The 20,911-nt window shown below is 70.0% G+C and carries 10 protein-coding genes; 2 read left to right on the forward strand and 8 right to left on the reverse strand.

Going from position 1 to position 20,911, the window contains the following annotated elements:
* The 6 genes from PV721_RS11715 to PV721_RS11740 all read right to left on the reverse strand — a co-directional run bounded on the left by PV721_RS11715 (position 1) and on the right by PV721_RS11740 (position 11,252).
* Complete coding sequence (locus PV721_RS11715) at positions 1–1,746, reverse strand: AIPR family protein (protein WP_319723078.1); 1,746 nt, start codon at positions 1,744–1,746, stop codon at positions 1–3.
* A 37-nt stretch (positions 1,747–1,783) separates the two neighbouring features.
* Positions 1,784–4,684, reverse strand: a complete 2,901-nt coding sequence (gene pglZ / locus PV721_RS11720) for a BREX-2 system phosphatase PglZ (protein WP_319723080.1) — start codon at positions 4,682–4,684, stop codon at positions 1,784–1,786.
* On the reverse strand, positions 4,681–8,586 hold the full coding sequence (gene pglY, locus PV721_RS11725) for a BREX-2 system ATPase PglY (RefSeq protein ID WP_319723082.1): 3,906 nt from the start codon (positions 8,584–8,586) through the stop codon (positions 4,681–4,683). Before pglY ends, pglZ begins: the two co-directional genes overlap by 4 nt.
* A gap of 95 nt (positions 8,587–8,681) precedes the next feature.
* Positions 8,682–10,568, reverse strand: a complete 1,887-nt coding sequence (locus tag PV721_RS11730; RefSeq protein WP_319723084.1) for a DUF2075 domain-containing protein — start codon at positions 10,566–10,568, stop codon at positions 8,682–8,684.
* A 181-nt stretch (positions 10,569–10,749) separates the two neighbouring features.
* The gene (locus tag PV721_RS11735) at positions 10,750–10,986 is read right to left on the reverse strand and encodes a hypothetical protein (protein WP_319723086.1); all 237 of its coding nucleotides are present in this window, start codon (positions 10,984–10,986) and stop codon (positions 10,750–10,752) included.
* Complete coding sequence (locus tag PV721_RS11740) at positions 10,983–11,252, reverse strand: hypothetical protein (RefSeq protein ID WP_319723087.1); 270 nt, start codon at positions 11,250–11,252, stop codon at positions 10,983–10,985. The genes PV721_RS11735 and PV721_RS11740 overlap by 4 nt, the downstream gene beginning before the upstream one ends.
* A 208-nt stretch (positions 11,253–11,460) precedes the next feature.
* Here PV721_RS11740 and PV721_RS11745 point away from each other — a divergent pair, with 208 nt between their 5' ends.
* Positions 11,461–12,303: a helix-turn-helix transcriptional regulator gene (locus PV721_RS11745; RefSeq protein ID WP_319723089.1), complete on the forward strand. Its 843-nt coding sequence runs from the start codon at positions 11,461–11,463 to the stop codon at positions 12,301–12,303.
* Positions 12,285–12,494, forward strand: coding sequence for a DUF397 domain-containing protein (locus PV721_RS11750; protein ID WP_319723091.1), 210 nt, complete (start codon positions 12,285–12,287; stop codon positions 12,492–12,494). The genes PV721_RS11745 and PV721_RS11750 overlap by 19 nt, the downstream gene beginning before the upstream one ends.
* 67 nt (positions 12,495–12,561) lie before the next feature.
* On the opposite strand, the gene pglX is transcribed toward PV721_RS11750, so the two are convergent.
* Complete coding sequence (pglX, locus tag PV721_RS11755) at positions 12,562–16,179, reverse strand: BREX-2 system adenine-specific DNA-methyltransferase PglX (protein WP_319723093.1); 3,618 nt, start codon at positions 16,177–16,179, stop codon at positions 12,562–12,564.
* The gene (gene pglW, locus PV721_RS11760; RefSeq protein ID WP_319723094.1) at positions 16,176–20,867 is read right to left on the reverse strand and encodes a BREX system serine/threonine kinase PglW; all 4,692 of its coding nucleotides are present in this window, start codon (positions 20,865–20,867) and stop codon (positions 16,176–16,178) included. The genes pglX and pglW overlap by 4 nt, the downstream gene beginning before the upstream one ends.
* Positions 20,868–20,911: the final 44 nt, after the last annotated feature.

Genomic DNA, 20,911 nt, shown 5'->3' on the forward strand with positions numbered 1-20,911 from the left:
TCAGCCGCGGAAGCTTCCGTAGCCGAGGTTCCTCGTGAGTGCGTTGACGAACTCCGCGCTCTTCGCGGTCTTGTCGGCTCCCCAGCCGTGTTCGTCCTGGAATCCGTCGAACTGCTCGCGCAGCGAGGTCCAGAGGGATTCGAGGCGCACCGGCGTGGGAAACACCTCTTCCCGTGCCGCATTGGTCAGGGCGTCCGGCCGGGTGAACACACGTCCCACCAGGTCGACGGCCCCGAGCATGGCCAAGTGGAAGTGGAGGTTGGTGTATGCGGAGCGGGAGATGGGCTGGGGTCGCGACTGGAGGAAGTCGTCCACCTGGCGCTGTGTCCTGGCCAGCCACAGGTAGACGGGGAGCCCGGTCTTCTCGGAGAAGACCCGCTGGTAGTCCGAGTCCGACTTGAGCAGGCTCGACGGCCGGGCGCGGGCGTAGTCGGGCCGGCCGAGGGCCATGGCCATGACGGACTGGGCGAGCAGGGGGATGCTGATGATCCGGTCGGCCGGCTTGCCCTGGTTGCGGTAGAAGTTCTTGCGCCGGTCGTAGAACCAGCCGTGCTCGTGGAAGTACGTCTCGATCTGCCGCTGGATGTCGTCCGTGGCCCGCAGGGAGGCGACGGGGACGGTGGTCTGGCGGTTGGTGGCACGGATGACGGCGTCGCGGGCCGCCTGGTCCGCGGTGACGAGGATGCGGACCTGCACCAGTCGGCCGAAGACGGGTTCGGCCGGGTCGGCCGCGTGCCGCGCGGACAGCGTCTGGTGGAGGGTGTAGGAGGTCTGCAGTCCGTTGACGATCTGGACGTCGGAGAGGCTGAGCCGTTTGCCCACCGACGTGGCCTGGGAGCAGACGATGGTGATGCCGTTGTTCAGCCACCAGAACTCCGGTGCCGCGGGGTCCCGCAAGGACTGGGTGATCTCCCGGTTCACCTCGACGTCGCCCTGGTAGTCCCGCACGTTCCAGTCGAAGATGTGCGACTTGATCACGCCGTTGTCGTCGCTGAGGAACTCTATGTAGTCCCGGAGTGCCACCAGAGCGATGTGACTGGTGCCGTGCGTGATGCTCTCCTGGTAGGGGAGTTCCAGGGTGTACGAGGGCCGGGTGCTGGCGCGCTTCCAGAGTTCCGCGGGGCCGAGGAACTCCACTTCACCTTGCGAGATCGCGAAGGCCTTGTCGAACCGGTCCTCCAGGATCTTCGCCTTCGCCTGCACCTTGGGATGCACCTCGCCCGCTTCGCCGCGGGTGACGTAGGAGAATTTGATCAGCACGGTCGGGTGGCGGGTGATGAGCCGGCTCAGTGCGTCCTTGAAGAGCCGGAATCTGGCGATCAGGTCGGCGGAGTAGAGGACCGCGAAGTCGGCGTCGTCCGCCTGGAGGTCGAGCAGGTTCTTGCAGGTGGCCTCGACCTTGTCCAGGGCCGTCTCCGAGAAGGTGGAGGAAGTCTTGGCCTGAACGAGCCACAGGGTCAACCGGGTGCCGGTGTCGATCTGGGCGGCGGCGGAGGGCTGCTGCAGTACGTCGCTGTCCTCGTGCAGCAGCCGCCCGCCCAGGAACACGTAGGCACCGTCGATGCCGCCGTCGTCAGATCCGCCGATGACCCCGGCCTCGACCTCCTCTTCGGAGAGGCCGAAGCCGTGCAGCGCATGCTCGCAGGCGAACCTCTCGAAGGCCGCGTCGAAGGACAGCGCGACGGAACGCGAGTTCCGCTTCTCTTCGATCATCTGGTTGATCAGCACACGGTCGTTGGCGCTCATGTGTCCTTGCTCGATGGGTTCGACAACAAACGGTCTGTCAGCCTAGATCGAACTGCAGCTTCAGCAAGGCAGAATCCAGCCGAACTGTACGGCCGTCCGTGAGGGTTTCCAGCACCTGCACCCCGTCGAAGTTGAGGAGCTGGCGCAGGATGGCAGCGAAGCCGTCAGCCCTGGTCACCGGGTAGTCGACCCGCTGCGCCAGAGCGGTCACCGGGAGGGTGCCCGCATCGAGCAAGGCGCGGACGGCACGGTCGAGTTTGTCCTTCGGAGGCTTCCGGGCGAGGAGCTCCAGCTGGCTCTGGAACGCTTCGGCTGCGAAAAGCGCCTCCACGAGTGCATCGTCCGGGGACATCAGCACCTGGTCGACGAGCGTCTGGGAGTCCTCGCCCGCCGGGACGACCGTCACGTCGAACAACGAGTCATGGCTCTGGGCGAGTTCGGCCTGGGCCCTCGTCGGACGTTGCCGGACGGGTCGTGCGGGTGTGGGCACAGCTTCGGCGGCGGGCGCGGTCGGTCGGGGAGCCGACCCGCCGGTCTCCCACCATGCCGGACTCCGGTTACCGAGCTCCCGCCAGCCGGCGGGCGGTTCGGCGCCGAAGGACAGGAAGGCGAGCACGGGGACGGTGAACTCGGCCAGGGAAGCGCCGCCGTGGTAGCCGGCCTTGCGCGCCGTGTACCGGGAGTCGGCGTCCCAGAGGGCGACGACGGAGCCACCGGACTCGGGTGCGACCACGCGCGGGCCCGAGAGCACCACCTCGGCCGGTGCGGTCTCCCCGCCTGGTGCCCGATGGCGGGCGGACAGTGGCGAGGCGGCCTCGGCCTTCGCCCCGTGACGGTCGACCACATGCCCGTGGTCACTGGTCAGGATGACTGCCATGCCTTCGGTCGCGGCCACGCGGAGCAACTCGGGGAGCCCAGGGATGTGCGCGGCCTGCCAGGATCCGTCGCCGAGCTTCTGTTCCTTGCCCAGGCGGTCGTCGATCGCGTTCAGGACGACCGCCACGTGCGTCCGGCCGTTCGTCAGGGCCTCGGTCAGCTCCGGCCCGAAGGCGTGACCGGCGCTGTCCGCACGGAGGTCGTCCTTGTGGAAGACCGCGGCCGATGCCCCGCCCCACCGCTTGAACAGCTCGGGGAACAGCTGCTTCTCGTCCTTCTGCGTGCCCTGGAGCAGCCGCCCCGCGAAGAGGGAGGTCCGGCACACCGCGGTCACCGTGGGCAGGACCGCCGCGACGGCGCGCCGACGCGGATCCCCTTCGTCGAGCGGGTCGAACTCGGCCCAGGAGGAACGCAGTTCCTCGCCGAGTTCGGTGGCGATGGGGGCGCTCATCCCGTCCAGCACCAGCAGCAGGACGCGGCGACCCGTGCCACCCCGGACGACCGGCTTCACCACACGGTCGAGGAAGGTCTCCAGGGTCAGCATGGAGTTCGGCGGGGTGCCCGCGGCGGTCCAGGCGGCCAGCAGGCCGGCGAAGTCGCGGTCGATCTCCTTCCGCACGGTGCGGACGCGCTCCGCGAGCCGGTCGTACGCCGCCCTCAGCTCCGGGTCGGGGTCGCCGCCAGCCTCGACGTGCTCGACCGCCCGGTCCACCCAGCCGGTCTCGGTGAGGTGCCGCTCTATGGCAGCCGCCACCGTGTCCGAGCCGGGAGCGGGCTCGCAGGCCAGCCACTGGGCGAGCCGCAGGGCCATGCGCGTCCGCTCGATCCTGGCGAGGGTGTGCGGGTCCTCGGCCCGCACATGGCCGTTCAGCGATGCGATCGCCCCCGCGGCAGCCTGTACGTCGCCCCGCGCCAAGGCCCGGCCGACGGCCGTGAAGGCCTCGTCGAGTCCGGTCTGGAGGACCGGGCTCCTGCGTGCGGCGGCTTCCGCTCCGAACTGGCGGACCAGCGCGGAGGCCCTGTCCAGGACGGTGTCGAGGGCCCGCCGCGCCTCCCGGGCCTCCTCCACCTGGGCAGCGCCGAGGCGGGAGCGCGCCGTTGCAGCGAGCCCGGAGACGTACTCCTCGGCAGCCCGCCCGAAGGCAGCGGCCAGGACGTCGAACTGCTCCCCGGAGGCCGGGGGCTGCTCCCCGAACCAGCGCTCCGCACGGCCGCGGGCCTGGTAGACGCCCGCGTCCGGGACCGCATGGACCCACAGGGCCGCGCACACCAGACCGAAGGCCACCGCGTCGGTGCCGTGGTCGGCCAGGACCAGTGCGAGCAGGGCCCGGCCGGGGAGCCCGGCCTGGTCTTCCTCGGCGAGGAACTCCACCAGCCCCGACCGCTCGGGACCGCGCAGCTCCAGCAGTCGCTCCGGCCCACTCGGCAGCAGCGACCAGCCCAGCAGTGTGTGCATGTCCAGCTCGTCGCTCGCGGCAGGACCGCTCGCTCCGGCCGGCGCGTCCGGCCCGTACCGGCCGAGCCGGAGCCGCCGCAGCGCCAGCGACGACAGCGCGGAACGCCGCGACAGCATCCCGCCGGCGAGGGCGGGCCAGCCACCGGGCGGTGTGGCGTCCAGCAGGGCCTCGGCCGCCCAGTTGTCCGCCCGCAGCCGGCCGTCCACGTCCTGTGCGCCGAACGCGTCGCGGACCACGTCCCAGCTGTCCACCGTGTCGATGCGCCTCTTGTGGGTGCGCGCCAGGATCGCCGGGTCGAGCTCGTGCTGCTCGCGGTCGGTCAGCACGACCAGTACGGCCGGACCGGCCGCCTGCCCCGTGAGCTGGCCGAGGACCAGCTCGTGGACGGCGAGCGGGGAGGGCGCGGCCACGATCCGCGCCGTCCGGCCCTCCCCCCAGGCCGGTTCGGCCGGCCCGTCCCAGTGCGGTGCGGAGCGCAGCAGCACCACCCGTCGCCTGCCGCCGCCCTTGAGGGAGCCGGCGAGCGAGCTCTGGGAGGACAGGTACTGCGTGATCGTCGCCAGGTTCAGCCGGACCGCGACGGAACCGGTCGTTGCCGTGCTCATCCTTCGACGACCCGCCACGTGATCTCGATGGTGGCGCCCGGCTCGCGAGCGGCCAACTCGGCCAGCTCGGACTGCAGTTCGGCTACCGCCCGGGCCGCCGTGGTACGGCGGGCACCCGAGGTGCCCGGCCGCCCGACGATGCTGCTCCCCGTATCCGTCGAGGGTGCGTCCACCGGGACGGGCGGGTGGCTGCTGCGAGTGTCCAGGGATACGTAATCGGCACGAGGATCCCGGACCGCCGGCTGGGGTGCGGGGGCCGGGGCGGCGGCCGCCTGGTTCCGCTTGATCAGCGCGAGGACCTTGTCCGTGGTGCGGGTCAGTGCCGCGACCAGGTCGTCCGGGATCTGGGGTTCAGCCGCGACGTTGCGCAGGGAGTCGAGGAGTTCCTCCCCCTCGGGTCCCTGGCCGGAGGCGAGGTCGAGGGTGGTCCACGAAGCCGACACCAGGGCCCGCGACACGGCGCTCGCCTGCTTCAGGGAGTTCCCGAGCCGCTCCCCGCTGACCGGTCCGAAGTCGAAGCCGGCCAGGGCCTCGACGGTCCGCTTCGCACCGGTGGCGCCGGGACCGGAGGTCCGGTCGAGGGCCTTGAGCAGGTCGACGGCCCGGCGTGCGATGGCGAGGCGTCCGGTCTCGACGGTCTCGTCGAGCCGGAGGAAGCCGGCGTGCTTCTGGAGCTGGTCCACCAGCTCGTCCTGCGGTCCCTGGAAGGTGCGCACCTGGGCGGTGATCTCGCGGGCCAGCTGGTTGACCATCCGCCCGCGCCGCAGCGTCGGAGCCTTCTGCCCGAAGACCGTCGCGAAGCGCTGGCGGGCCGCCTCCCAGTCGGCCTCCGAGGGAAGCGGCTGACTGCGCAGGGCGTCGCGTTCCTTGATCTGGGCGAGTTCCGGAGCGGGGTCGAGGGGAGTGCCTTCGCGGACCCAGACCCGGTCGTCCATCTCGGCGAACGCGGCGACCACCAGCCGGGTCAGGAACTCGGGCAGGCCGCGCGGCGCCGGCTTGTCCGTCCAGTCCGTGAGAGTGATCAGACTGAGGTCGCCGGTCACCCCCTGCTCGCGGGCCAGCCGGCGGAAGTGGTCCGCCCAGAACTGGGACAGCTCGAAGTACGCCTCCTTCTGCTGTCCGAGCCGGAGCGGGCCGACGAGCCGCCGCATCAGCGCACGGTCCGCCGCCGGGACCTCGGTCCGCCCGTCCCGCGCCTCGGCCGCGGCACGGACGTGGGTGAACACCTTCCGGGCGTCGGCCGGCTTGGCCGCCGTCCCCGTGTTCTCGGGGTCGAGGTCGGGGTGGTCCGGGAACTGGGTGGCGAGGAGGCGGCCGGCGATGTGCCGGATGCCGTCGCGCAGCGACTGGCCGAAGGAGAGGGTCAGCCCCTCGACCTCGCGGAGCGAGGCCAGGTGGTCGTCGAAGCCGACCTCCACGTCGCCGGCCTTCTTTTCGGCCAGGCCGTACGCCTGCTTGAAGGCGGCCTTGACCTTCGTCAGCAGGCTTTCCCGCTGGGTCTCCAGCAGGCCCTTGGCGCGGGCACGGTTGTCGGCGTTCAGGTGCCCGGCGTACTGGCTGTCGAACCGCTGGTCGTCGGCGAGGGCCTTGTCGATGACGACGAGCCGCCGGAAGTCGGCGTAGCGCTGGTGCGAGAGGTGCGTGGGCAGCCAGGCCACCGTGCGCGAGGGTTCGCCCTGCTTCTCGCGCAGCCTGCGCATCCGGTCCCGGTCCTCGACCGGCCCGTACTCGGTCTCGTCGAAGGGGAGGTCGATCACGATCCGCCAGAGGCCGTCCTGGCGGGGCATCAGGTCGTGGTCGGGCAGCTCGTCCTCGTCGGCCACGTTGCCGAAGACGACCTCGGCGGAGCGGTCCGTTCCGCGCCACACGAAGGACATCTCGTCGACGAACTGGCCCTGGCTGACGATGCCCAGCTCCTGGGACAGGATCCGCCGCGCCAGAGCCGTGCGGTTGCCGGGGTTGTCGTTGACGTTGGCATTGGCGATGACCGAGTCGACGTCGACGCCGGAAAGCTCCAGCCGGACGCCCCGGTTGGCCTCGCTGCCGGTCTCCACGATCTCCGGGAACCGGGCCGCCCACTCCGAGACCTTGTTCTGCAGGATGCCGTACTCACGGCCCGGGATGGGGGCGACCACCGAGCCGTAGTTGAGGGCGGACAGCCGCCGGATGGTGAGGTCCGCGAGGGCGGGAACACTCGGCGCGAGCGCGGACAGCAGCAGGGTGCCGACGATCCGGTTGTCGCCGACGAACAGCTTGACCCGGGCGCGCAGGCCCTGGTCGGTGAGGCTGTCGGGCCGGTGGGTGTACTGCTCGACCTCCTCCTCGGTCACGTTGTGCGTGCCCAGGAGGTACGGGCGCAGTTTGGTCCGGTAGAGCTTGTCCGCGGCCTCGAAGACCACCTTGAGGCTGTCGGTGAACGGCTTGTCGCCGCCCGCCGTGATCAGCGGGTACAGGTCACCGACCGGGATCAGGTCGCCGAGCCTCAGCTCGTCCCGGTGGTCGGCGAGCAGCTGGCCCATCAGCTTCATGCCGGTCCGGTTGCGCTGAAGCGCGGAGGAGACGTGCACCAGCGTGTCCATGAACGCGGGCGAGAAGGGATACGTCAGCCGGAAGCTCTCCTCGTCGGCCCCGACGCCGTCGGCGCCGCGGTCCGAGCCGAGCAGGGTGTCCCACACCTCCTGGCGGACCTTGCGGGTCTTCTCGAACTCGGCCCGGATCAGCGCGGCGGCCTCGTCGTCCTTCGGCCGCAGCAGGCGCGCGTGGGCGACCTGGGGGAGGTTGCGGTCCTCCAGGGTGATCTTGTCGAACCGGCCGGAGGCCAGGTTCAGGGTGTCCTGGATGGAGGACTCCGCCGCACCCGACACCTCCTCGCCGACCAGCTCGCGCAGATCGCGCTGGCGGGCGATGAAGGAGACCACCGGGATCGCGCGACGGGCGTCTCCGCCCTCCACGAAGTTGGTGATCTTGCTGGCTTCCTTGGCGACGAACTTCTGGTCGTGGATGAGCGTCGCCAGCCAGAGGATCAGCTCGTCCAGGAACAGGATCAGGCCGTCGTAGCCGAGGCCCTTGGCGTGCTCGGCGATGACGGAGAGCCCGGCGTCGAGGGAGATGAACCCGTGCTCGTCCTCGGTGGCGTTCTTCGCGAAGCCGGGGAGGAGGTTGGTGCTCGCGTCCTGGACGAGGCGCGCCCGCAGCTCGGCCGGGGTGGCGGGGCTGACCAGGTTGAGCCCCTGGGCGGCCTCGTGGACCTCCTCGGCGGCCAGCGCGGTGTTCAGCAGCGCGGGCGTCCAGGCGAAGGACTCGCCCCACTCGTCGTCCTCGTCCGCCACGCCGGCCGCTTCGGCGGCCAGCCCGCCGATGACGGCGTTGTCGCCCATCCGGCTGCGCATGGAGCGGATGTCGTCGAACAGCGCGTCCGTCCGGTACACCTGCGGGGTCGCGGCCTCCGGGTGCAGTCGCTTCACATGGGTGACGTACCCGCCGAGGACGCGCTGCTCCAGGGCCTTCGCCCCGAGCATGTGGTACGGCACGAGCAGGAAGCGCTTGCCGTCCGCCCCGAGCCACTCGTGCTTGCTCAGTACGGGGTCGAAGTCGCCCTTGGTGCGGGCAGCCGGGCTGCCGCCGAGCAGCGCGTGCAGCACGGCCATGAAGTGCGACTTACCGGAACCGAAGGAACCGTGCAGATAGGCCGCCTTGGAGGTGTGCCCGTCCAGGGCGGCCTTGATCAGCCCGAGTGCCTCGTCGAAGTTCTCCAGCAGCCGTTCGGTGACCACGTAGTCCTTCAGTGCCCGCTCGGCGCCCTCGGGGGAGGTGGCCTCCGAGAGCTGCAGGACGAAGTCCGAGGTCGAGATGGACTCCTTGATGTCGATCACATCGCGGAGGAGGGGCGGCTGCTGGGCCATGTACGGGCTCACTCTCCGGTAAATCGGTCGTCGCGCTGCTCACCCGATCGTATGGGGTGGGTCGGACATCGCGGGACCGATATCGCCAGAGACGATCACACCTGGGCGGCCGGGATCAGCTCGCGGAGCTTCTCCCGGGTCTCGGCGTCCGTGGAGTAGATCACGGTGCCGATCATGCCTCGGGTGAGCAGCACCTTGTACGTGTTGCGGATCAGCCGGTCGATGTCCTCGTCCGTGGTCGCCTTGGTGAAGATCGGGTCCTTGGAGGCGGTACGGTCCACCACCCACCCGTCGGTACGCCAGACCAGATCCGGCCCGATGATCACGCCGGACCAGTCGTACTCGAAGCCCTGGGCGGTGTACACGCAGCCGACCTGCCCGAACCCGGCCTCCTCGGTGGCCCACAGCGGCGCCGGCGGCGCACCGAACAGCGACCGGTCCCCGGGCACGTTCCACGGCTTGGCCCAGCCCCCGATCACCACGTCGGCCGGCAGCTCCGTCATCTCCGAGGTGATCTCCTTGGTCCAGTTCCAGCAGTAGCCGGCCGCCATCCGAGCCCCGTACTTCTCGGCCTTGCGGGCGGTCAGGAAGTCCTCCAGCTCCTGCGGGCTGTCCACGGTCAGCAGCTGCACCTTGTCGTCCGGCTCCCAGACGACGGGGCCGTCTCCCTCCAGCCCGAGCAGGCCGGTCACCCAGCGCAGATACGCCTCGCTGCCGCCGCACCGGAACTGGCTGTCGAGCTTGACCACCGTGCACTCCAGGCCCTGCGCCTTGGCGGCATGCTCGATCTCTGCGACCGTGCCCATCTCTCCCGGCCGCACCACCTGGTGCTGGTCCAGCAGGAAGACGGGCACCCGGGCTGCGTCGATCAGCTCCGCGACCTGGGGGCGCCCGGTGCGCAGCGTGGCCCGGGTGTAGCGGTGGGCGGAGGTCAGCCGGATGCGGTGCGCCTCGTCGCAGATCAGGACGTCGAGGTCGTTCGGCTCGGCCTCCATGAAGCTGTTGAAGTACTTGAACAGTTGCTGCACCTCGGTCTTCCGGGCACCGGCGACCTTCCGCATGGTCTTGGTGAAGGACGCGGACCCGGTCGCGTGCAGGGCGGCCACGCCGCGGCGGTACAGCTCCCCGAGGAGCGACAGGGCGATCACGCTCTTGCCGGAGCCCGGCCCGCCGGCGACGACGATCACCTGCTTGTGGTTCGCCCGCTGGGCCTTGCGGACCGCCGACATGACCAGCTCGTAGGCGACCTTCTGCTCGTCGAGCAGGACGAACTGTTCACGGTTGCGGACCTCGTCGGCCGCTACTTTCATCAGCTGCTTCGAAGGCCGCACCTTGCCGTGGAGGAGGATCTCGGCGGCCTCGCCCCCGGCCTTCGGGGCGAGGCGGGAGCGCAGGTAGGTCTGGAAGGAGCTGCGCTGGTCCTGGGTGAACAGCCGCCCGTGCACGTCCTCCGGCACCTCGCGCAGCCACCGGACGTCGGAGTCCTTGGCGTTGTGCAGATAAGCCACCCCGGCGACCGACTCGGGGGTGTGCTCCAGTGCTCCGTTGAAGGACACCAGATAGTCGCAGTAGGCGCGGACCTGCTCGATCGGGTTCAGCTGGGCGTCGGAGTACGCGTCGATCCGGCACAGCCGCGGGTCGTCGCCCTCCTGGTACGTCCTGCTCCACTGCTTGAGTTCCACGATCACGTACGAGGGCTCGCCCGTGGCCGGGTGCACGCCGGCCAGTATCACGTCGGCGCGCTTGCTGGTGAGCGGCAGCGCGTACTCGATCAGCATCTCGACGTCGCCGAGACCGGCCTCGACCAGGGTGTTCGCGAGCGCCGGGAGGCTGCGCTCCCAGGACTGGATCTCCGAGGGGTGCGGGCGGTGGCCCCGGGCGTGCAGGAAGTTCTCGGCCAGCATCAGCGCGAGCGCCCCTTCCGCGACCGAACCGCCGAAGAAGCGGGCGGCCACGGATGCCACGGATTCACGGAACAGCAAGACTTGCCCCCAGGCAGCACGAAGTGACTCGTGCGGGTGGGGGCATGTCCTGGTCGGTGTCCGCCCGCGCATGTGCGCGTGCGGTCAGGAAGCTCGTCGGGCCGCTGAGATTGGTCCGGCCATCGTAGGGCAGACCGTGATCACACGACCTCTCCGGGCAGGCATGGCCTGGCGACCTGGCTCAAATCGACCTCCGGCTGCGGGCGTTCACCTCGGCGATGCAGGCCCGCAGCCGCTCCCGGCGGCTCACCGGCTCCAGATCGGCCGTTTCGGCGGTCCACTCCGGGCCGGAGGTGAGCGGGCGGAGCCGGACGCCGTCGTGGGCGTCGTCGCGGCCGGTGACGACACCGACCCGGCCGCGCCGGCGGTCCCGTACGGCATCACCGGGCCGCAGGCGTACGGGTGGAGGGTCCGTCACCCGGCGGCGCCCTTGGCGATGACGGTGGCGAGGGCGTGGGCGACGGGCGCGGAGCAGACCCCCAGGTGCACGACCGCGTACCGGGCCTCGTCGGCGCGCTCGTCGGGCCAGGGGGTACGGACGTCCATGGCGGGGAGTTGGATTCCGGCCCGGGAGAGGGCGGCGGCGAGTGCGTCGCGCGCGGTGACGGCCTCCTTGATCTTGGCGCGGGCGGCGCGCGTGGTGCGGGCGGTGTCCGGGGTCCGGTGGTGTGGCGTGGTGGCCATGAGGGCTCCTGTCGTGGGGAGTTCCGGTCGAGGGGGTTTGCGTCGTTCGCCTGACCCGGGTCGGCACGTCGGATTACGGTGCGTAGTGCGGGCATGACGAGCATGTATCCGGAACCGGCCCGCCACGCCGTGGGGCCGCCGTGCTTCGCCGCAGGTGATCAGTGGTTCCACACCTTCCACACCAGCACCGTCCTCGGAGGGAAGCGCGATGCCGCAGCGACGCGTCATCACCGGCCGCAGCCAGGAACCACGCCAGCGGTTCGCGGAGGAACTGCGGATACTCCGGACCGGGAGCGGGGCGAGCCTGCGGCAGCTGGGGGAGCGGCTGGGGTGGGACTGGTCGCTGTTCGGGAAGATGGAGAAGGGCGAGACCCTGGGCGGCCCGGAGGTGGTCCAGGCGCTCGACCAGCACTACGGGACGCCGGGTCTGCTGCTGGCGCTGTGGGAGGTGGCGGCGGGGGACCAGCGCCAGTTCCGCGAGCAGTACCGGCGCTACATGGCGCTGGAGGCGGAGGCGGTGAGCCTGTGGCACTTCGCGGTGAGCGTGCTGCCGGGGCTGTTGCAGACGCCGGGGTACGCGCGTGAGCTGCTGACGGCGGGCGGGATGGTGGAGCCGGAGCTGACGCAGCAGGTGGAGGCACGGATGTCGCGGCGGGAGGTGCTGGAGGGGAAGGGTGCGCCGCCGTTTCGGACGATCCTCTCGGAGGCGGTATTGCGCTCTGGCTTGGCGAACGAAGAAGAGTGGCGCAGCCAGCTTGAGTGGCTGCTCGACCTCTCCGATCGGCCTTGCCTGACGATTCACCTGTTGCCGTTGAAGGTCGGGCCGCATGCCTTGGTGAGCACTGACGTCATGTTCCTACGGCTGCCTGATGCCCGTACCGTGGCATACGTGGAGAGCGCCCATCGTGGTGAACTCATCGAGGAAAACGCTTCGGTTGAGCGTCTGCAACGCGCCTACGATGCGGTTCGTGACCTGGCGCTTTCCCCGCCCGCGTCGCGGAAGTTCATCCTGCGCATGTTGGAGGAAGTGCCGTGCGATCCATCGACCTGAGTGCCGTTGCGTGGCGCAAGAGTAGTTACAGCAACCCGGACGGCGGTCAGTGCGTCGAGGTCTCGGATGACTTCGCTGCCGTCGTGCCGGTGCGGGACAGCAAGAACGCGCATGGGCCCGTGCTGGTGTTCCCGGCAGAGCAGTGGGCTTCGTTCGTTGCGGCGCTCCGGGACGATGAGTTGACCGCCTGAAAATGACCGAACGGCTTCCCGTGATCGAGGGATCAGGGGAAGCCGTTCTGCGTCGTGGGGACTACTACTACTTCTTGGCGGTACGGCGGCCACGCGTTGGGGCGGCGGGACGCCAGGCACGCAGGTCGTCGTCCGTCAGGCCGTGCTTGCCCTGTTCCATCTGGCGGTCACCACGGAAGAACGCGGCCTTGGAGGAGCCGAAGGTCGCGTCGAACTCCTCGTGCCACTGGTCCAGCCATGGCTGGAGCTCCAGCAGGCCGGCCAGGAACGGCGTCGCTTCCTCGGCGGTCAGGGCCTCGTTGGCGGCGATGTACGTGTCGAGCGCGTATGCCTGCTCCGCGTGGTCCCAGCCGGCCCAGCCGTACAGCTCCGGGGTGGGGGCGTTGGTCTGCCCGTAGGAGATGAAGCGCTCCTTGGGTACGTCGAGCTTGCCGCGTGCCCGCCAGTAGGAGGGGCGCAGGAAGTCGGCCGAGGTGTACTTCGGCGGCACAGGGATGCTGTCCCGGATCTTCCGCTTGGCCGGCTCGTCCGGGGCGGCATCTTCCTGCCGCTGGAGGTCCCAGACGTGCTCCCAGTCCGCGCGCTTCTTGAGCCCGGAGGGCTTGTAGCGCAGGGCGGCGAGGAACGGCACGTGCTCGTCGGCCATCAGCTCGGCGACGACGGCGGGCAGCTCCTTGCGCGGGGCGTAGATCTTGGCGACGGAGACGAAGTCCTCGTCGCGGGACAGGTTGTCTGTGAGCCGGGAGAGGGTGACGAGTGCGGGCATGCCGTTCTCGTCGAACCAGTGCGAGCGGTCTTCGATCCGGTCCAGCAGCCAGGCGCGGAGCGCCTTCTCTTGGAGCGCGTCCCAGCCCTCGGTGGCCCAGCGGCGCTTGTACTCGGGCCGCTCGACCATACCGATGGCGCGGGACGACTCGATGGCGTCGATCCGCTTCTGGACGACCTCCCGGTAGGTGGCGGGCCAGTGGGAGGGGATCTCAGTGATGGGCGTCGACCCATGTCGCTTGAACCACTCGTCGCTGGCCTCGCCTGCGGCCACGCGACGAGCGAGGACGATCTCGAAGGCACGCTCACCGAGAACGAGTTCGGGGATATCGGGTGAATCGGGGTCTTCGGAGACGCGGAGGTCTTCGGGGTGCAGGTTGTAGAGGGAATAGACCTGCCAGTCCAGCTCCTCCTGGAGAGTGATCATCCGGGCCCGTGTCCCGAGCCAAGTGCTCTCGGCGTTGCGGAGGGCCGAGGTAGTGGGGGTTGCGCTGGCCGATACAACTGCCGGGCTGGTTTTGGTGAGCTGTTGCGCGACGCCGTCGAGGGCTTTAGCGAGGGAGGTCGGGTAAGTGGAGGGTAGTGGGAATTCCTGCAGTTTGGTTCCCGTGAACTCAAAGAACCGCTCCCAAGGCTGTGACTTGTAGCCCTCGTTAACTCCCTGGCTCCCCTTGTCGTGGCTGACCATCTTGAGCCAGAATCCGGCAGTGGAGCTGTTGAGCACCCCAAGAATCCGAAGGTGTTCCTCTTCGCTTGTGCCTTCCGGCAACTTGATGACTGGCGCGTGACGGTTGAAGACCTTTCCACCGCGATCCAGGGCGAAGTGGTTGTGTGTCGCTACGAATGGAAAGGAAATGCCGAGGGGGATTGAGAAGCGCTCCGGGTGCCAACGACTCCACTCGTACCAAGTGAGACCGATTTCTTCGTGCGTCCCTCCGGGTTCCCGTCGCTCGCGAAGTAGGGACCGGTGGCGCCACAAGATTTGTTCGAGGCCCGACGGCAGGTTGGCGCGGAGATCAGTTCCATATGGGAAGGCGGACTCGGTTTCGGCGGAGATATTCCAATCGCGCACAGCATCTCCACTGATGAGAGGAACAATGTTGTCCGCTGAGACACCCAGTCGATCCCATGTTCCCGTGGGTGCAAAATAGCTTTCATCCGACCCGGTATGTGTGTAGCGACCGATTACTCTCCTGACGCTTGCAAGTTGCCCCGCCTGCGCCTCCTTCAACTGCTCAACCATCTCGAGCCCGCCGTCGGCGAGGATCCACGGTTGCCTACCGAAATACCGGCCTCGCTCTAGATCGTCAACGGAGACCCACTGACTTACTGACCCGGGATCGTCGATCTGCTGCACGATCGCCTTCCAGACCAACCCATCCTCACCATGCTCCGGCGCGGCTGGCTCGCCCTGCACGCTACGGACGGTCCGAATCATCTCGGAGCGACCGCTACCACCGCGTCGCTTACCGATCAGGATGACGGTCGGGGTGCCGTGTCCGGGAATGACTGCACCAGACGTATCGATGACCTCGGTCAGTTCCACTTCGTGACCGAAGTATGACTCGATTAGTCGTGTGCCGAACTCTCTCTTCATGAAGGAGTTCGCAGTGATCTGACCGACCATGCCGTACCCGAGCCCGTCGGCGTCCCCAACCTTAGCCAGTTCGAAAAATCTTTGAGCGAACGGCACCGAGAGGGCGTACTGGAGTGCGCAGGCGCTGTACAACTCCTTGTAGAGCTTGCTCAGTCCCTTGTCTTTTACCGTGATGTACGGCGGGTTGCCGACCACCACGTGGTAGCGGCCCTGCTTCAAGATGTCCGGGTGTTCGTGGATGTCTTCCGTCTCGTATTTGAACTCGGCCAGTTCGTCCGAGTCTTCCGAGCCGTCGCCCTCGAACAGGCTCTCCTGCTTGTGACGGTGCTTGATCAGGGAGTCGCCCACCGCCAAGTGGATCGGCCATTCGTACCTCGCGGCCTCCGTCAGCGTCCGGACCCCGCTCGCGGCCATCGCCGCCACAAGGAGACGGAAGCGGGCGATGGCCACCGCGAACGGATTCAGGTCGACGCCGTGGACCGAATCAAGGGCCGCCGCGATCCGCTCGTGCAGGTCCTTGGCCGGGTGGCCTTCCGCCCACAGGCGGACCAGGCGGCGGAACGCGCCCAGGACGAAGTGGCCCGACCCGCACGTGGGGTCGATCATCTTCAGGCCCTCGTAGCCGAACTCGCGGACCGCCGGGTTCATCGTCCGGTCGAGGATGAACTCCTCCACGAACTCCGGGGTCTGGAGCAGGGCGTACGTCTTGCGGGCGGCCTCGCTCAGGTCCTGGTAAAGGTCACCGAGGAACCGGGTGTCCCAGCCCCTCGTGCCGTCCCCGTCCTCCTCCAGCGGGTCCGTGAAGTCGTGGATCAGGACGCCCGCCTCGTCGCGGGCGCGCCAGAAGTCCACCAGGTCGCTGGCGCCGTCGTGGGACAGCGGAATCTGGTACAGCGGGTTGTGGCGGCGGTCGAAGAGCAGCCGACCTGCCTGGCCGGCGCCCAGGTCTTCGAAGGCGTGCTCCAGCCAGCCGCGGTAGGTCGGGTCCTGGGACTTCGAGACGTAGTCCTCGAAGCGGGCGAGGGCCAGGTCGCGGCGGTCCGTCCCCGGGGCCGTCAGGTACGGCTCCGGGATCAGGCCGTTGTCCTCGCAGAAGCGGACGAAGACCGTACCCAGGACCCAGGCCACCGCGACCTGGGTGACGCGGTCGTCCAGCCAGGAGTTCCAGGTCGCCGCCGTGCGGCCCAGCTTGCGGGCGCGGTCGTACTCGGCCTTCAGCCTCGCCCCGACCTCCTCGACGGCCTTGACCTGTTTCGTCAGATCGGCCTCGGCCGCTGTGACCTGCTTCTTCAGATCGTCCAACAGGGCCTTGCGGTCGATCACTTGGCGTCTCCCTCGGTTGAAGCAGTGGCGCCGGCTGCGTGCCGGTGCCGGTCCTGGACCCATGAGTCCGGAAGTTCGATCCATTCGCCCAGGCCCACCTGGTAGGCCACGGCCACCTGCCCCAGCCTCGGCTCCCGCGCCGGGTCGCCCTGCGGCACGAGGAGCCACAGCCCGCGACCGCCCTGCCGGGCGGCTTCCGCCAGCCGGTCCAGGACGCCCATCGCGTCGTACCGGGCGAAGACCGACGCGTCCGTGAGGAGGACCGGGCCGGAGCCGGTGGCAGGTGAGAGGAGGTCCCGTACCCGGGGCTCGACCGCGCCCCAGGCCGTCCGCGCGTACTCGGCGAACTTCAGCGCGCCGCGCGAGCCGGACTCCGCCGCGTCCGCCTTGAGCAGGGTTTCCCACGTCGGCTTGGTGCCGGGCGGGACCAGGGCGTGCAGGGCTTCCAGGAAGAGTTCGGTGACCGAGACCGCTGCCGCGCCCATGCGGTCCTCCAGGGCCCGGACGGCCGCGGGCGAGCTGCCGTGGTGCACGGTCAGGACCCGGTAGCCGTCCTTGCGGGCGGAGACGCGCAGCCGTTCGTCCGCGCGGGCAGCCCCCGCGAGCAGCGGGTCGTCCGCGTAGCGGATCGCGGCGCCGATGTCCGTGGCGCGTGGGCCGGAGCCGGAGGTGAGGTAGCTGGTGATGCTGTCCATGCGGGTGGGCAGGTAGCGCTGCGTCTTCGTGCCCTGGAGGGTGGACAGGGACAGATCGAAGCCTGCGTCCCGTAGGGCCTTGGTCAGCGGTCCGCCGGTCGGCAGGTCGTGGGTGAGCGTGCCCCGCGCGTCCTGGACCACCAGTTCGGGGAAGCGGGCCCGTACGCGCTCGTGGATGTCCTCCGCCCGGATGCCGGGCTGGCGGCCTTCCGGCATGCCCGGGGTGAGGCGTACCAGGCCGGCCTGGGTGAGGCGCAGGGCCCGTACGAAAGCCAGGTCGCGGGGGTAGATCTCCAGGCGCGGGGTGGCCGCCGCGTTCGCCGAGGCGGCGGCGGCCAGCTCGACCAGCCGGCGCTCGTCCCAGTCGATGGTGCCCGGCGGGACGGTGAGCGCGTTCAGCTCGCCGAGTACGGTCGCCGCCGTCGGGAGGGTTTCCAGACGGGCCAGCCGGTCCGCGGTACGGCCCAGGCGGGAGGCGTAGTCCAGCAGGCCCGGGGCAGTCGGGGTGTCCGGGCCGTCGGACTCGCGGACGTCCAGGGCCAGCAGGCCCGCGCCCAGGGAGTCCTCCGTCGCCTTGCGGTTCGGCTGGTGCTGGAACTCGGCTTCCTCCGGGTCGAGTTGCTCGACCTCCACCACCGCGCGGACCGCGGCGAGCGCCAGCGCACGCCGCTGCTCCCGTTCGGCGAGCTGGGTGCCGCGGCGCACCGCCAGCGCGTCGGCGACCTCGACGGCGGAAGCGACCCGGCCGAGCCCTTCCAGCAGGCCGATGATCTCGTCACGGAGTGCTTGCACCGCCGGGTGCTTCTTCCAGCGTTTGCGCTCCTCCTTCAGCATCTGCGGGATGCGTCCCGCGGACAGGCCGAGCGACTCCGCCACGTCCTTCTGCTTCGGCCACACTCCGATGGGGGGCAGCTCGCCGCGCTCGTCGGGCAGGCGCAGCAGCAGCCGCACCATTTCGATCTTGTTGGCGTTCGAACGGTTGTTGTTCAGCTCCGGTACGAGGAGCGTGGCGAGGGTGTCCAGGGTGACCGACCGGAGGGCCTTGCCCGACAGGCCGCCCGCACCTTCGGCCGTCGCGAGTCCGCCGAGTACGGCCGATTCCGCGGCGGTGAGCCGGGCGAGCTCCTCTTTGGCCTCCGCCCGGCCGCGCGGGCTGAGCGGTGAGAGCGGCTCCTCGCGCAGCAGGTTCCCCCACTCGCGCTGACGGCGCTGCACTTCGGTCCGCGTCTTGGCGCCCAGGCCGGGCGCGTTGAGGAGCTTGACGCGGCTGTAGTCGAGCAGACCGCCGACCGTCGTGATGTCCAGCCCGTAGAGGAAGGACTCGGCGGCCGGAGTCAGGCCGGCGGCCGAGAGGTGGGTGTCCCGGGTGACCTCGGCGGCCAGCCGGTCGCGCTGCTCGTCAGCGGTCAGGGAGTCGGCCCGCGCGATGGCGGGGGCGCCGGACTCCGGGGTCTGCGTGACGGTCGTCGGCTCGGGGTGGCGGGAGCGGTGGCTGGACGGGACGGACTGCGAGGCGTCCAGGAAGATCTTCTTCCAGGCGTCCCGCATCGGCTTGAGGTCCGGGAAGCGCTTGGCCGTGTCCCGGGCCAGGGCCTTCCGGAAGAAGGCCACCAGGCCGTCCCGGACCGCGGGCTCGAAGGCATCGGCCGCGATCAGCGGATACGGGAACTCCTTCTGATCGGTCATCCGGGGCGGGAGGGAGCCGTCCCCCCACTTGGGCAGCTCGCGGGAGGCCATCTCGTGCAGGGTGACGGCGACCGCGTACCGCTCGGCGTGCGAGTCGTACGCCGTGCGCGTGAGGGTGCCGATGAACGGGTCGAGGTACCCCTCGGTGCCCGCTTCGTGTTCCGTCGCCGGGTAGCCGGCGAGGGAGAAGTCGATCAGGACGAGTTCGCGAGTGCGGTTCGGGCGGATCCGGATGGCGATGTTGTCCGGCTTGATGTCGCGGTGCCAGACGCCCTCGCCCTCCAGGAAGTCGACGGCGCCGAACAGGTAGTCGCCGTACGCCTCCAGCTGGTCCATGGGGAGGCGCCCGCGGTCGCGGAGCTGGCGGGCGACGGTCTCCTCGCGGTGGCGGGTACGGCTGCCGGACTCGTCCGTGCCGTCCGGATCCGCCGCACGCTCGTCGCCCACGTACTCCAGGGCGAGGACCGTACGGCCGCCGATCTTCAGGGGCTGCGGTTCGACGAGCCGGATCACCCGGGAGTCGGCGCGGAGCCGGCCCATGATCTCGGCCTCGCGCTCCAGCACCGAACCACGGCTGTCGGACTGGGCCACCTTGAGGACCGCCAGGGAGCGGGGATGGCGCGGATCGGCCTCACGGTCGCGGACGAGGAAGGCCCGGCTGGTGGAACCGGTGCCCAGCCGGCGCCGGACCTCCCAGCGGCCGGCGAGCAGGTCCCCGGCAACGGCCTCCAGCGGGTCCTTCTCGGGGGCCGGGGCGGCGGTGTCGGCGGTGTCCGCGCTGTCGGTGAGGTCCTGGACGGCGGCCGCGGAATCGGCGGACGGTGCGGTGAGGGCGTCCTCGACCAGCTCCAGCATCTCCAGGAACTCGTCCACCGTGGACAGCCGCTGGGCGGGCCGGTAGGCGGTGGCGGCCTGGACCAGGTCGTCGATGTCCTCCGACAGGCCGTCCACCAGCGAGCTGGGCCGCAGCCCTTCGCCCGCCTCGAGCCGCGCGAGCAGCTCGGCCTGGCTGGCGGCCGGGGGCTTGCCGGTCACGAGCAGGTAGGTGAGGACCCCGAGACCGTAGACGTCCAGGTAGACCGGGTCGGCGCTGAGAGCGGTCAGCTCGGGTGCGAAGTACGGGTCCGAGCCCTCCGACAGGTGCATGGCGGAGAGCGCGGTGGGCGCGAGCCGGGTGGCACCCGGGGCGGCGCCGCCGGTGCCGCTGCTCTGGGTCGCGATCTGCCAGTCGGAGATCTGCAGGCGCGGGGCGAGCCACGCGGCCTCCTCGCCGACCGTCCGGCCCTCGCAGCCCCGGCTGCGCGGGATCACGTGGATGGCGCGGGCGGCCAGTGCCCGGTGGAAGATGCGGCGCGAGTGGGCGGAGCGCATCGTCTCGGCGAGCTGCCGGACCAGCGACATCCTGGCCAGGATGTCCAGCTTGTCGCCGTACTGGTGGAGGTACTCGTCCAGGCGCAGGGTCTGCCGGTCGTAGTCGAACACGACGACGGGGCCGGCGGAGTGCTCGGACGGGTAGTACTGCCGGTACTGGACGACGCCGGGGTGCCTGAACCGCTGGAGTACGGCGGCCTCCCGGCGGGCGGCGTTGTCCACCGACTGCCGCAACGCGGCGGAGGAGCCGCGTTCCCGGAGGTAGATGCGGACCCGGGCGGTCTCGGGCAGCTCGCTGTGCTTGGCGTTGTAGTCGGCCCAGGTCGGCCCCGTGTCGAAGGCCTTCCGCTCCAGCTCGTACGGGCCCACCTTGTACTCGGCGTCGCTGCGGCGGATACCGACCCGCTCCAGCGCGCCCTTGATCTCGCGGGAGTCGACGGCGGTGATCCGGTGGCGCTCGTCCCGCGGCGGCTGCTTCAGCATGGCGAGCAGCTCGGGAAGGGTGTAGATCCCGTTCTGGTCGTGGGCGGGCAGCCGGACCCGCAGGGAGCCGTCCGTGAAACAGACGGCCTCGGCCACCCAGACGCGCTTGCCGTGCTGTCCGAGCAGCCCGGCCAGTTCCTTGGCCTTCTTGTTGACCAAGTGCAGCGGGTTGCCGTGGGACTCCCGGCGGCCATTGGGCTTGATCTGCACCCAGGTGCCGCTCTCGCTGGTGACCGTGCCGCGCCAGTTCTTCAGCTCGATCATGCAGGCGCCGCCCGGGGCGACGACGAGCAGGTCCACTTCGCGGACGTGGCCGGTGTTCGCGGTGAAGGTGAAGTTGGACCAGGCCCGCCACGGGTCGGCGTCGGGCAGCTGCTCCCGGATGGCGTCCAGCGCGCGGCGCTCGTGGTCGAACTCGGACTCGGTGACCGTGGTCCAGCGGCCTTCCCGCATGCGCCGTTCCTGCCTTCTCCGTCACCGCGCCGTCTGTGATCTCC

Origin of the sequence: Streptomyces sp. MB09-01, assembly GCF_033794505.1 — a bacterium.
In the GTDB taxonomy this organism is placed as follows: domain Bacteria; phylum Actinomycetota; class Actinomycetes; order Streptomycetales; family Streptomycetaceae; genus Streptomyces.

What these genes read in the sequence shown, in the direction of transcription:
- PV721_RS11715 (WP_319723078.1), bottom strand. Translation starts at nt 1,746, where the DNA reads ATGAGCGCCAACGACCGTGTGCTGATCAACCAGATGATCGAAGAGAAG.
- PV721_RS11740 (WP_319723087.1), bottom strand. Translation starts at nt 11,252, where the DNA reads ATGGCCACCACGCCACACCACCGGACCCCGGACACCGCCCGCACCACG.
- pglZ (WP_319723080.1), bottom strand. Translation starts at nt 4,684, where the DNA reads ATGAGCACGGCAACGACCGGTTCCGTCGCGGTCCGGCTGAACCTGGCG.
- PV721_RS11745 (WP_319723089.1), top strand. Translation starts at nt 11,461, where the DNA reads ATGCCGCAGCGACGCGTCATCACCGGCCGCAGCCAGGAACCACGCCAG.
- pglW (WP_319723094.1), bottom strand. Translation starts at nt 20,867, where the DNA reads ATGCGGGAAGGCCGCTGGACCACGGTCACCGAGTCCGAGTTCGACCAC.
- pglY (WP_319723082.1), bottom strand. Translation starts at nt 8,586, where the DNA reads ATGGCCCAGCAGCCGCCCCTCCTCCGCGATGTGATCGACATCAAGGAG.